Source organism: Muricoccus radiodurans (assembly GCF_050154705.1).
Lineage (GTDB): Bacteria > Pseudomonadota > Alphaproteobacteria > Acetobacterales > Acetobacteraceae > Roseomonas > Roseomonas radiodurans.
This window is the reverse complement of sequence record NZ_CP189561.1, coordinates 1,498,643-1,510,452: the sequence shown is the minus strand read 5'-3', so window position 1 is coordinate 1,510,452 and position 11,810 is coordinate 1,498,643. Positions and strand designations below refer to the sequence as shown.

At 70.9% G+C, this 11,810-nt stretch carries 11 protein-coding genes; 9 read left to right on the top strand and 2 right to left on the bottom strand.

The window, feature by feature from the left end:
* From pelG to ACP6CK_RS07445, 6 genes are all read left to right on the top strand, one after another.
* Positions 1-1,419, top strand: a complete 1,419-nt coding sequence (gene pelG, locus ACP6CK_RS07470; protein ID WP_426958254.1) for an exopolysaccharide Pel transporter PelG — start codon at positions 1-3, stop codon at positions 1,417-1,419.
* Between the two features lie 18 nt (positions 1,420-1,437).
* A complete protein-coding gene (glmM, locus tag ACP6CK_RS07465) occupies positions 1,438-2,841 on the top strand; it encodes a phosphoglucosamine mutase (protein ID WP_426958253.1) in 1,404 nt (467 codons plus the stop codon).
* A 23-nt stretch (positions 2,842-2,864) separates the two neighbouring features.
* Positions 2,865-4,688, top strand: coding sequence for a glutamine--fructose-6-phosphate transaminase (isomerizing) (gene glmS / locus ACP6CK_RS07460; RefSeq protein ID WP_426958252.1), 1,824 nt, complete (start codon positions 2,865-2,867; stop codon positions 4,686-4,688).
* A gap of 75 nt (positions 4,689-4,763) precedes the next feature.
* Entirely contained in the window at positions 4,764-5,186 is a 423-nt protein-coding gene (locus ACP6CK_RS07455) for an RbsD/FucU family protein (RefSeq protein WP_426958251.1), read from the top strand.
* Entirely contained in the window at positions 5,183-6,160 is a 978-nt protein-coding gene (locus ACP6CK_RS07450; RefSeq protein ID WP_426958250.1) for an aldo/keto reductase, read from the top strand. Before ACP6CK_RS07455 ends, ACP6CK_RS07450 begins: the two co-directional genes overlap by 4 nt.
* The gene (locus ACP6CK_RS07445; RefSeq protein ID WP_426958249.1) at positions 6,160-6,969 is read left to right on the top strand and encodes an amidohydrolase family protein; all 810 of its coding nucleotides are present in this window, start codon (positions 6,160-6,162) and stop codon (positions 6,967-6,969) included. The genes ACP6CK_RS07450 and ACP6CK_RS07445 overlap by 1 nt, the downstream gene beginning before the upstream one ends.
* A 210-nt stretch (positions 6,970-7,179) precedes the next feature.
* Here ACP6CK_RS07445 and ACP6CK_RS07440 read toward each other — a convergent pair whose 3' ends face one another.
* Positions 7,180-8,073, bottom strand: a complete 894-nt coding sequence (locus tag ACP6CK_RS07440) for a LysR family transcriptional regulator (protein ID WP_426958248.1) — start codon at positions 8,071-8,073, stop codon at positions 7,180-7,182.
* Between the two features lie 4 nt (positions 8,074-8,077).
* Positions 8,078-9,097 carry a thioredoxin-disulfide reductase gene (gene trxB / locus ACP6CK_RS07435; protein WP_426958247.1) on the bottom strand — a complete coding sequence of 340 codons (1,020 nt, stop codon included), beginning with the start codon at positions 9,095-9,097 and terminating at the stop codon, positions 8,078-8,080.
* Between the two features lie 114 nt (positions 9,098-9,211).
* Between trxB and ACP6CK_RS07430 the strand changes: the two genes are divergently transcribed.
* The 3 genes from ACP6CK_RS07430 to ACP6CK_RS07420 all read left to right on the top strand — a co-directional run bounded on the left by ACP6CK_RS07430 (position 9,212) and on the right by ACP6CK_RS07420 (position 11,804).
* Positions 9,212-10,141 (top strand): 3-keto-5-aminohexanoate cleavage protein, encoded by a 930-nt coding sequence (locus tag ACP6CK_RS07430; protein ID WP_426958246.1) that lies wholly within the window; start codon positions 9,212-9,214, stop codon positions 10,139-10,141.
* A gap of 201 nt (positions 10,142-10,342) precedes the next feature.
* Complete coding sequence (locus ACP6CK_RS07425; RefSeq protein ID WP_426958245.1) at positions 10,343-11,212, top strand: serine/threonine-protein kinase; 870 nt, start codon at positions 10,343-10,345, stop codon at positions 11,210-11,212.
* Positions 11,213-11,324: 112 nt separating this feature from the next.
* On the top strand, positions 11,325-11,804 hold the full coding sequence (locus tag ACP6CK_RS07420) for an Lrp/AsnC family transcriptional regulator (protein WP_426958244.1): 480 nt from the start codon (positions 11,325-11,327) through the stop codon (positions 11,802-11,804).
* Positions 11,805-11,810 lie beyond the last annotated feature (6 nt).

Below are 11,810 nucleotides of genomic sequence, written 5' to 3'. Positions count from 1 at the left end.
ATGGCGGGCATCGGATTTGTCCTGCGACGACTGGCCCGGCGCGATGACCTCTCGGGCGGTGCGCAGGCCTATGCCGCGGCGGTCGCAGTCACTTCGGGCCCCTGGCTGCTGACGGTTGCGGCGATCCTGGCCGTGGAGTGGTGGAGCCGGGTCGGGTTGGATGCGGCCGAGATCGGCGCGGATTTCCGCACGATCCTCTCCTACAACTTCTGCTTCTCGCTCGTGCTGACCTCGCCCTTCGCGATGGTGGCATCGCGCATCGCGGCGGACCGCATCTTCGCGGAACGGGTGGAGAGCCTCGGCGGGCTCTTCCTCCATGCGCTCACGGGAGCGCTGATCCTCCAGCTTCCCCCGGCCGTGGTCTTCTGGTGGCTCATCGCAGAGCTTCCGCCGGCGCTGTCGGCCGCGGCCGTCGCGAACTATGCGTCCCTTGTCGGGCTCTGGACGGTGGTGACCTTTCTCTCCGTGCTCAAGGACCACCGGCTCGCGCTCGGCGCGGTGGCCCTTGGTATGGGTGTGGCGGCGGTCGGAGCCGTGGCCGGGAAGATGCTGGGCGCGGCCGCGCCGCTCTCAGCGTTCACGCTCGGCGCGACGGTGATCGTCTTCGTCGGCGGCGGCCGCCTGCTGCTGGAATTTCCCTGGGTGCCGACCGCCTGGCGCGCGACCTGGAATGAAGCGCGGCGGTTCCCCGACCTGGCATTCATCGGCCTTGTCTCCGCGGCGGCGCCCTGGGCGGATAAGTGGGTGATGTGGCTCTCCCCCTGGGCCGAGGTGCTGCCGAGCGGGCTGCACGACTTCCCGGATTATGACGGGGCCATGTTCCTCGCCTATCTCACCATGGTTCCAGGGATCGCCCTCTTCTTCGTGTCGGTCGAGACGGAGTTCTTCCTTCTCTACCGCCTCTACTTCGACGACCTGCTCGGCGGTGCGAGCCTGTCGCGGATCGAGCGGTCGCGACGCGCGTTGGTGGACGGGGTGGTGTCCAGCGGCGTGTCCCTGCTGCTGCTGCAATCGCTCGTGGCCGCGGTCGTTATCCTGATGGGGCCCGCGCTGGAGGCTTTGGGGGTCGTCAGCGCGGCCCAGTATCCGATCTTTCGGCTGGGCGTGCTCGGCGCGCTGTTCCACACGCTGGTGCTCGGGCTGATGATCGTGCTCGCCTATCTCGACGTGCGTCGGTCGCAGCTTCTGGTCGCGGGCGGGTTCCTGCTCTTGAACGCTGCCGTCCCGGCGGTGCTGCTGCCCATGGGCGAGTGGCTCTACGGGTATGGCTACTTCCTCGCGTCGCTCGGCACGGCGCTCGGAGCGGTGGCGGCGGTGTTCGTCACGCTGCGCCGGCTGAACCATCACGTCTTCGTCCGCAACAACCCCAGCCTTCGTCCCACCCGCGCCGCCAGGATGGTGGCGGGTGACGCTCCCTGATTCCCGATAGGATCCCTCATGCCGGAAGCCCCGCTGCCCCTGAACTTCTCCCCGGATCTCGACCCGTCCGCGAAGCGCCTGTTCGGCACGGACGGCATCCGGGGGGTGGCCAATCGTGCGCCGATGGACGCGGTGACGGCGCTGCGGCTCGGCCAGGCGGCGGGGCGCTTCTTCAACCGCGGCGGGCACCGCCACCGCGTGGTGATCGGCAAGGACACGCGCCTCTCGGGCTACATGCTGGAGCCGGCGTTAACGGCGGGCTTCGTCGGCGCGGGGATGGACGTGGTGATCGTCGGGCCGTTGCCGACGCCCGCCATCGCGCTGCTGACGCGCTCCCTGCGGGCGGATCTCGGCGTGATGATCTCCGCCTCACACAACGGCTTCGAGGATAACGGGATCAAGCTCTTCGGGCCGGACGGGCTGAAGCTGTCGGACGCGCAGGAGAACGCGATCGAGGCACTGATGGCCGCCGACCTCTCGACAGGGTTGGCGGCACCGGCGCTGCTCGGGCGCGCCTCGCGGCTGGAAGACGCACCGGGGCGTTATATCGAGGCGGTGAAGAACGGCTTTCCCCGGGGGCTGACCCTGTCCGGGCTACGGGTCGTCGTCGACTGCGCGCACGGGGCCGCCTACAAGGTTGCGCCGACGGTGCTGTGGGAGTTGGGCGCCGAGGTCGTGCCGATCGGCGTGGCACCGGACGGCGTGAACATCAACAAGGGCTGCGGCTCCACCGCTCCGGCCGCGCTGGCCGCGATGGTGCGGGAGCGGCGGGCCGACATCGGCATCGCCCTGGATGGCGACGCGGACCGGCTTCTTCTCTGCGACGAGACGGGAGAGGTCGTGGACGGGGACCAGATCCTCGCGCTCATCGCGGATTCCTGGCGCGCCTCCGACCGGCTGCGGGGCGGCGGCGTGGTCGCCACCGTCATGAGCAACATGGGGCTGGAGCGGCACCTAGCCGCGCAGGGACTCACGCTGCACCGGACGAAGGTGGGCGACCGCTACGTCGGCGAGGCGATGCGGGCGCACGGCTGCAACCTCGGCGGCGAGCAGTCGGGGCACCTGATCCTGTCCGATTTCGGCACGACAGGGGACGGGTTGGCAGCGGCGCTGCAGGTGCTGGCGGCGGTGGTGGTGGGCGGCCGCAAGGCGAGCGAGACCTGCCGCCGCTTCGAACCCGTGCCTCAGCGCCTGGGGAGCGTGCGCGTCACCGGCCTCTCCCCGCTGGAGGACTCCGAAGTCCGGGAGGCGATCGCGGCGGAGGAAGCGGCCTTCGGGCGAACCGGCCGCGTGCTCATCCGGGCCAGCGGCACGGAGCCGCTGATCCGCGTGATGGTGGAGGGGGAGGATGAGAGCCGCGTGGCGGACTCCCTGGCACGGCTGACCGGGATCATCCGGTCTGTGGCGGCGCGCGTGGACTGAGCGGGGCGAGAGGAGGCGGGGCGATGTGCGGGATCGTGGGCGTGGTGGGGCAGGGCGAGGCCGCGCCGCTGCTGGTCGAAGGGCTGCGGCGGCTGGAATACCGCGGCTATGACAGCGCGGGTGTCGCGACGCTGGTGAACGGCCGGATCGAGCGTCGTCGCGCCGAGGGCAAGCTGAGCAACCTTGCGGGCGCGCTGGCGCGAGACCCGCTGCCCGGGCGTACGGGGATCGGCCACACGCGCTGGGCCACGCACGGCGCACCGACCGAGCGCAACGCCCATCCGCACGGCACGGCCCGCGTCTCGGTGGTGCACAACGGCATCATCGAGAACCACGCGGAACTGCGGGCGGAGCTGGAGGCGGAGGGGCAGTCCTTCCACACGGAGACCGACACCGAGACGGTCGCGCAGCTTCTGGACCTGCATCTCGCACGAGGCGCCTCGCCGGAGAAGGCGGTGGTCGAAACCCTGCCGCGGCTGCGCGGGGCCTTCGGGCTGGCGATGATCTTCGCCGAGCATGGCGAGCGGATCATCACGGCGCGGCGCGGTTCGCCGCTGGCGGTCGGTTTCGGGGAGGGCGAGATGTTCGTCGGATCGGACGCGCTGGCCCTCGCGCCCCTGACGCGCCGGGTGGCCTATCTGGAGGAGGGCGACTGGGCGATCGTGACGCCTGACGGAGCGGCCTTCCATGACGGCCACAACGCCCGGGTTCAGCGCGCGGTGCGGCTGACCCAGTTCACCGGCGCCGCCACCGGCCGCGGCAACTACCGCCACTTCATGGAGAAGGAGCTGCACGAGCACCCCATGGTGCTCGGCGACACCCTGCGCCAGTTCCTCGATCCCGCGACGCTGGCGGTGCGGATGCCGCCGCTGCCCTTCGACCCCGCGAGCGTGCCGCGGCTGACCATCTCGGCCTGCGGATCGGCGTTCCTCGCGGGGCATGTCGGGCGCTACTGGCTGGAGCGGCTGGCGCGGCTGCCGGTGGACATCGATGTCTCTAGCGAGCTGCGCTACCGCGACCCGCCCCTGGAGCCCGATGGTGCCGCTATCCTGGTCAGCCAGTCCGGCGAGACGGCGGACACGCTGGCGGCGCTGCGGCTGCTCAAAGAGGGCGGGCAACGCATCCTCTCGGTCGTGAACGTGCCGGAGAGCAGCATGGCGCGGGAGAGCGACAGCAGCGTGCTGACCGTCGCGGGGCCGGAGATCGGCGTCGCCTCGACCAAGGCCTTCACCGCGCAGCTCGCGGTCATGGCCTGCCTGGCGGTGGGGATGGGGCGGGCGCGGGGGCACCTGTCCCTGACCGACGAGCAGCGGCTGACGGCGGCCCTGCTGGAGGTGCCGGGGAATGCCGCGCTGATCCTCGAGAAGGACGAGGAGGTCCAGCGTGTCGCGGCCTCGATCAGCACGGCGCGGGACGTGCTGTTCCTCGGGCGCGGGGCGCTCTACCCCATCGCGCAGGAGGGGGCGCTGAAGCTGAAGGAGATCAGCTACATTCACGCCGAGGGCTACGCCGCCGGCGAGATGAAGCACGGTCCCATTGCGCTGATCGACCCCTCGGTGCCGGTCATCGCGCTCTGTCCCACGGGCGGGTTGTTCGAGAAGACGCTGAGCAACCTGCAGGAGGCGGCGGCGCGGGGTGGGCGGATCATCGCCTTCACCGACCGGGACGGCATCCCGCATCTATCCCGCTTCGCCGAGCAGGTGATCGAGCTGCCGCGGGTCGGGCAGTTCTCGACGCCGATCCTCTACGCCGTCGCGGTGCAGCTGCTGGCCTACCATGTGGCGGTCCTGCGCGGGACGGATGTGGACCAGCCGCGGAACCTCGCGAAGAGCGTGACGGTCGAGTGACCCGGCGGCCTGGGGGCTCGCGCGCCCGGGCCGGGACGTGCTGATCTCTCCGGAAGGGGATTCCGGGGGGACGCCGTGCTGCTGGGACTCGATCCGCTGCTGACACCGGACCTGCTGCACGCGCTGGCCAGCGCGGGGCACGGGGACCGGATCGCCATCGTGGACGCCAACTTCCCGGCGGCGGCGAATGCGCGGCGGCTGATCCCCCTGGCCGGGGCGGATGCCGGGGCGGCGCTGCGGGCGGTGCTCTCCGTCCTCCCGCTGGACGACTTCGAGCCGGACCCGGCCGCGGTGATGGAGGTCGTGGGCGATCCACAAGCCGTGCCAGAGGCCGTCGCGGAGTTCACGCGCTTGCTTGAGCAGACCGGCGGGGCCCCGCCGGCGCGTTTGCAGCGGGATGCGTTCTACGCCGCGGCGCGATCGGCCTTCGCGGTGGTCGCGACGGGGGAGCGGCGCCTCTACGGCAACATCATCCTGACGAAGGGCGTGGTGCGGTGAGCCGCTGGAGGCCGCCCGGGCCGCTGGGGTTGGGCGGTGCGCCGTTGGGCAACCTCTTCGCCCCGATTTCCGAGGCGGCGGCGGATGCGGCGATCGAGGCGGCCTGGGAGTCCGGCATCCGCTTCTTCGACACGGCCCCGCTCTACGGGCTCGGGCTGTCGGAGCACCGGATCGGGCGTGCCCTGCGTGCGCGGCCGCGCGGGGAGTTCGCGATCTCCACGAAGGTCGGGCGGCTGCTGGACCCGGACGAGGACGCGCCGCGGGAGCAGCACGGCTATGTCGGCGGGCTGCGCTTCCGGGCGCGCTTCGACTACTCGGCCGATGCGGCGCTGCGGTCCGTGGAGCACAGCCTGCAGCGCCTGGGCCTGCCGCGGGTGGATGCGGTGCTGATTCATGACCCGGCAGAGGACACGCACGGGCCGGACTGGCGCGCCCGCTTCGACGAGGCGATGGCCGGGGCCGCCGTCACCCTGACCCGGTTGCGGGAACAGGGGGTGATCCGCGCCTGGGGGCTGGGTGTGAACCGGGTGGAGCCCTGCCTGATGGCGCTGGAGCGGGCGGACCCGGACCTCTTCCTCATCGCCGGGCGGTATTCGCTGTTGGAGCAGGGAGCGGCGGAGGCGTTGATGCCGGCCTGCGCGGCGCGGGGGGCGAGCCTCATCATCGGCGGCCCCTACAATTCCGGGCTGCTGGCCGGCGGGTCCACCTTCGATTATGCGCCGGCGCCGCCGGACCTGCTCGCGCGGCGGGACCGGATCGCGGCGGTGTGCGATGCGCATGGCGTGCCGATGCGGGCCGCGGCGCTGCAGTTCTGCGCGGCGCCCGAGGTGGTGGCCTGTGTGGTGCCCGGTGGGCGCTCGGCGGCGGAGGTGGGGGAGAATGCCTGGCTGATGGCGATGCCGATCCCGGCGTCGCTCTGGCAGTCGCTGCGGGCGGAGGGGCTGATCCCCGAGGCGGCGAAGGTGCCGCGCTGATGCGGGTCGACTCCCACCACCACGTCTGGACCGTCTCGCGCGGGGATTACGGCTGGCTGCGGCCGGACAGTCCGATCGGGCGGGATTACGCCATCGCCGACCTGCGGCCGCTGCTCGGCGACATCACTGCGACCGTGCTAGTGCAGGCCGCGCCGACCGAGGCGGAGACGCAGTTCATGCTGTCCGCGGCGCGAGAGTCGGGCGGGCTGGTGCGGGGCGTGGTGGGTTGGGTGCCCCTGGAACAACCGGATCGGGTCGGCGCGATGGCAGGTGAGCCCCTCGTGAAGGGCTTGCGGCCGATGCTGCACGACTTGTCCGACCCCGCGTGGATCCTTCGGCCGGAGGTGCAGCCGGCGCTGGAGGAGATGGCCGCCCGCGGCCTCGTCTTCGACGCACTGGTCCGGCCGATCCACCTGCCCGCGGTGCGGGAGATCGCGCGGCGGCATCCGGGGCTGCGGATCGTGCTCGACCATGGCGGCAAGCCGGAGATCGCGGCGAAGCGGATGGAGCCATGGGCCGGCGAGGTGGCGACGCTGGCGCGCTGCGGGAACGTTGTCTGCAAGCTGTCCGGACTGGTGACGGAGGCGGCGACGGATTGGGAGGTGAAGGATCTGCGGCCCTATGCCGCGCACCTCATCCAATCCTTCGGAGCAGACCGCCTGATGTGGGGCAGCGACTGGCCGGTCGTGGACTTGGCCGGCGGCTACAGGCCTTGGCGGGCCGCGTCGCTCGAGTTGCTCCACGGACTTTCCGCGGCGGAGATAGACCGGGTGCTCGGCAGGACCGCGGCAGAGGTCTACCGGCTCTAACCGCCCCAAAAAGAAGGCCGCCAGCCCGAGGGCGGCGGCCAAGTGATACAGGGAGGCTTCACGTCTGGGAGACGCGGGACCCAAGGGCCCCGTCCGACTCGAAAGTGCCGGACAAAGGGAGGCTATGCCGCGGTGCGGCATGCGCGACCTGCCAAGAGTCGCGAGCGGCCATGCCCAGAACGCATAGGGTTCCGATGACCGGAAATGGGTTCACCCCTGGATGGCCGCGAGCTCGGACATCAGAAAGTCCCGGAAGACGGAGACGCGCTTCGAATGGCGCATCTCCTCCGGGTACACGAAGTAGGCCTCGATGCGGGGGGTCTTGAGGTCCGTCAGGACGGGGACGAGGTCGGCGATGTCGTCGCCCATGTAGTCCGGCAGCGCGGCGAGGCCGAGGCCGGAGCGGACCGCACGCAGCATGGCGGGCAGGGAGTTCACCTCCACCGCGGCCCGGCGAGGCGCATTGGCGCGGCGGCCGGCCTCGGCCAGCCAGTTGATGTCCTCCACCGGCGGCCGGTAGTCGCCGTAGATGACGAGCCGATGGGCATCCAGGTCCTCGGCCCGCTGCGGGATGCCGGCCGACTTCAGATAGTCCGGCGACCCCACCACCTTCCAGCCGAAGGTCGCGATGTGGCGCTGGATGAGATCGGGCTGACGGGGCGGGTGCATCCGTATCGCGAGGTCCGCCTCGCGCATCGCGAGGTCGAGGTCGGTGTCGTCCAGCAGGAGGGTGACGGTCACCTCCGGGTGGAGGGACAGGAAGCGGGCGAGGCGCGGGGCCAGCCAGGTGGCGCCGAAGCCCGTCGTGGTCGTGATCTTCAGCCGGCCGGCGGCGCGCTCCCGGCTCTCGGTCAGCAGTGCCTCGGTCATCGCGAGCTTCGCGAAGACCTCTCGCACCGTCTTGTTCAGCGTCTCGCCCTGCTCCGTCAGGATCAGGCCGCGCGCGTGGCGGTGGAAGAGGGGGACCGACAGGCTCTCCTCCAGCGCTTGGATCTGGCGGGAAACCGCGGACTGGCTGAGGTTCAGCGTGTCCCCGGCATGGGTGAAGGAGCCGGCCTCGGCCACCGCATGGAAGACGCGGAGCTTGTCCCAGTCCAACGGCATCCCTCTACTCGGCCGCCTGGGGTGGCATCTGGGCGGGCGTGGCCGCGGCGGAGTAGGCGGCCGGGGAGGGAGCGTCCGCCGGAATGTGGGCGAGCCACTTCTCCGCGTCGAGCGCCGCCATGCAGCCGGTGCCGGCGGCGGTGACGGCCTGGCGGTAGATGCGGTCCGCCACGTCGCCGGCGGCGAAGACGCCGGGCACGGAGGTGCGGGTGGAGCCGGGCTCCGTGACGATGTAGCCCTCCGCATCCGTCTCGACCTGCCCACGGAACAGGGCGGTGGCGGGGTCGTGGCCGATGGCGACGAACATGCCGTCCACCGGCAGCTCGTAATGGCCGCCGCCCTCCAGGTCGTGGAGCTTCAGGGCCCGCAGGGCGCGGAGCTTGCCCTCGGTCGGAAGGGCTTCCTGCACGACGGTGTTCCAGATGATGCGGATCTTCGGATGGGCGAAGAGGCGCTCCTGCATGATCCGCTCGGCGCGCAAGGACTCGCGGCGGTGGATCAGGGTCACCGTCTTCGCGAGGCCGGCGAGGTAGAGGGCCTCCTCCACGGCGGAGTTGCCGCCGCCGATCACGGCCACGTCCCGGCCGCGGAAGAAGAAGCCGTCGCAGGTCGCGCAAGCGGAGACGCCGAAGCCGGAAAGCTCCTTCTCCCCGGGAATGCCGAGCCAGCGGGCCTGGGCACCGGTGGCGATCACCACGGCGGAGCCCTCGTAGCTGTCGCCTGAGTCGCCGGCCGCGCGGAACGGGCGGGCGGTGAGGTCGACGCCGGTGATCACGTCCTGGATGATGCGCGTGCCGACATGTTCGGCCTGGGCGCGCATCTGGTCCATCAGCCAGGGACCCTGCACCGCGGCGGCGAAGCCGGGATAGTTCTCGACGTCCGTGGTGATGGTGAGCTGGCCGCCGGGCTGGAGGCCGGCGACCAGGATCGGCTCCAGCCCCGCGCGGGCGGCATAGATCGCGGCGGTGTAGCCGGCGGGGCCGGCGCCGATGATCAGGAGCCGCGTGCGGTGGGTTTCGGCCACGGGGCCTTGCCTCCCTGGGAGATTCGGGCCGCAGCATATGGGCGGCCGGGTCGCTTGCACCACCCTCTCCGGAAGGGGCATCACCCCCCCGGTGCAACAAATCGGGAGGTCGCCATGGCCGGGCCGCGCAAGGTCATCATCACCTGCGCCGTGACGGGGGCGATCCACACGCCCTCCATGTCGCCGCACCTCCCGGTGACGCCGGAGGAAATCGCGGACGCGGCGATCGGCGCCGCGGAGGCCGGGGCCGCCATCGTCCACCTGCATGCGCGCGATCCGAAGGACGGCCGCCCGGACCAGACACCCGAGGCCTTCGCGCCCTTCCTGCCCGTCATCAAGCAGCGCTCCGGCGTGGTGGTGAACCTGACCACCGGCGGTGCGCCGACGATGACGATCGAGGAGCGGGTCCGCCCGGCCGCGACCTTCCGGCCGGAGGTGGCGTCCCTGAACCTCGGCTCGATGAACTTCGGGCTGTTCGGGATGCTGAAGCGTTTCAAGGAGCTGAAGCACGACTGGGAGCGCGACTACCTCGCGAACAAGGGGATCGTGTTCCGCAACTCCTTCGCGGACATCGAGTACATCCTGACCACCTGCGCCGGGAACAACACGCGCTTCGAGTTCGAGTGCTACGACACCGCGCATCTCTACAACCTCAAGCACTTCTACGATTCGGGCCTCGTGCAGGCGCCACTGTTCATCCAGACGGTATTCGGGCTGCAGGGCGGGATCGGCGCGCATCCGGACGACGTGATGCACATGCGCCGCACGGCGGACCGTCTCTTCGGCAATGCCTATCAGTGGTCGGTGCTCGGCGCCGGGCGGAACCAGTTGCCGGTCGCGGCCATGGCCGCGGCGATGGGCGGGCATGTCCGCGTGGGGCTGGAGGACAGTCTGTGGGGCGGCCCCGGCCGGCTGGCGGAGAGCAATGCAGAGCAGGTCCGCGCCGCCCGCCAGATTATCGAGGGGCTGGGCCTCGCCGTTGCCACTCCGGACGAGGCCCGCGAAATCCTCTCGCTGAAGGGGGGCGACCAGGTCGGTTTCTGACCTCAACCGGTGCGTGTGCGTACCGGGCGTGCCACTGCGACTCTGACGCCTGTCTGAAACACCGTCGCGTCCGGTGGCTGTCGTCCCATGCCGAGGCAGTGCCGGAAGGTCTCAGTCTCGTAACCGATTGCAATCGCGGAAGTTTATGGTTTCATTCGCCCGAACGGTGGTATGAACCCGTGGAACTGACGCAGGTGGCCCATGCCGAGCACGGTGATCGCGGGGCGATATGAGATCCGCGACATGATCGGCCGCGGCGCACACGCCATGGTTGCCGAGGCCTATGACCCGCGGCTCTCGCGCCTTGTGGCCCTCAAGATCGTGCCGCGCCGGAGCGATGAGGAGGGGATGGAACTGCTCTCCCGCTTCGAGCAGGAGGCGCGGACGGTCGCCCGTCTCTCGCATCCCGGAATCGTGCCGGTCCATGATTTCGGCCACGGGCCGGACTATGCGTGGCTGGCCATGGAACTGGTGATCGGCGAATCCCTGGAGGACGTGCTCCGACGCACGCCCCGGTTGCCGGTGGCGGAGGCGACCCGGATCGTCCTCGAGCTTCTGGATGCCCTCGCGGCCGCGCACCGGCGAGGGATCGTCCACCGGGACGTGAAGCCGGCGAATATTCTCCTGGCGGCCAACGAAGAGGACGGGTTGGGTCAGGTGAAGGTCACGGATTTCGGGGTGGCGCATCTTCCGACCCAGGCGGACGGGGCGGAGTTGACGACAGTCGGGCAGATGCTCGGCACGCCCTCGACCATGGCGCCGGAGCAGGTTCGCGGCGCCGCGCCCGATCCGCGGATGGACCTCTGGGCGGCCGGCGTCATCCTGTTCCGGGCGTTAACCGGGCGGCGACCCTTCGAGGGGGCGAACCTCTACGCGACGCTGCACGCCGTCCAGGCGGAGGAGGCGCCGGCTCCCTCCTCGCTCGTCCCCGAACTTCCCGCGGCGCTGGACGACGTGGTGGCCCGCGCGCTGCGGAAGGACCCGGCCGACCGTTTCGGCTCGGCGGAGGAGATGGCGGCCGCCCTGCGCGCCGCGGTCGTCTCCTACCAGGGATCCAAGGTCCTCGTCTGATCCCGCCGCCCCGACCGGGCGGCACGGGGCGTGCAAGCTCGACCCGCAGGGTTGGCCTTGATGCCGCCATGGCGGATAGGGATAGTCCGCGCCCCCCGAGGAAACGCCCGGCATGAGACATCCGGACCCGCACAGCCTGGACGCGACGGACCGCGACATTCTCCGGGAATTACAGGCGGATGGCCGTATCACGAACGTGGAGCTGGCCCGCCGCGTGGGCCTGTCCGCGCCGCCCTGCCTGCGTCGCGTGCGGCGGCTGGAGGAGGTGGGGGTGATCCGGGGCTACCACGCCGACCTCGACCCGGTGGCGATGGGCTGGGAGATCACCTTCTTCGCCCTGGTCGGGCTGGAGAGCCAGAAGCTCCCCGTTCTGGAGGGCTTCGAGGCGATGGTGCGGGAATGGCCGGAGGTGCGGGAGTGCCACATGATCCGCGGCGGCGGCGACTTCCTGTTGCGCCTCGTGGCCCGCAACCCCGCCCATGAGAACGAGCTGACCCAGCGGCTGACCGGGGCGCCGACGGTCATGCGGGTTCAGACCTTGCAGACCATCCGGACCTCGCGGGACGAGGCCGGGGTGCCGGTCGAGCGGTGAGGCGCG

Bases quoted from the DNA above. Each gene is read 5' to 3' on its own strand.
- pelG (WP_426958254.1), top strand. From the start codon at position 1: ATGGCGGGCATCGGATTTGTCCTGCGACGACTGGCCCGGCGCGATGAC.
- glmM (WP_426958253.1), top strand. From the start codon at position 1,438: ATGCCGGAAGCCCCGCTGCCCCTGAACTTCTCCCCGGATCTCGACCCG.
- glmS (WP_426958252.1), top strand. From the start codon at position 2,865: ATGTGCGGGATCGTGGGCGTGGTGGGGCAGGGCGAGGCCGCGCCGCTG.
- ACP6CK_RS07445 (WP_426958249.1), top strand. From the start codon at position 6,160: ATGCGGGTCGACTCCCACCACCACGTCTGGACCGTCTCGCGCGGGGAT.
- ACP6CK_RS07440 (WP_426958248.1), bottom strand. From the start codon at position 8,073: ATGCCGTTGGACTGGGACAAGCTCCGCGTCTTCCATGCGGTGGCCGAG.
- ACP6CK_RS07430 (WP_426958246.1), top strand. From the start codon at position 9,212: ATGGCCGGGCCGCGCAAGGTCATCATCACCTGCGCCGTGACGGGGGCG.
- ACP6CK_RS07425 (WP_426958245.1), top strand. From the start codon at position 10,343: ATGCCGAGCACGGTGATCGCGGGGCGATATGAGATCCGCGACATGATC.
- ACP6CK_RS07420 (WP_426958244.1), top strand. From the start codon at position 11,325: ATGAGACATCCGGACCCGCACAGCCTGGACGCGACGGACCGCGACATT.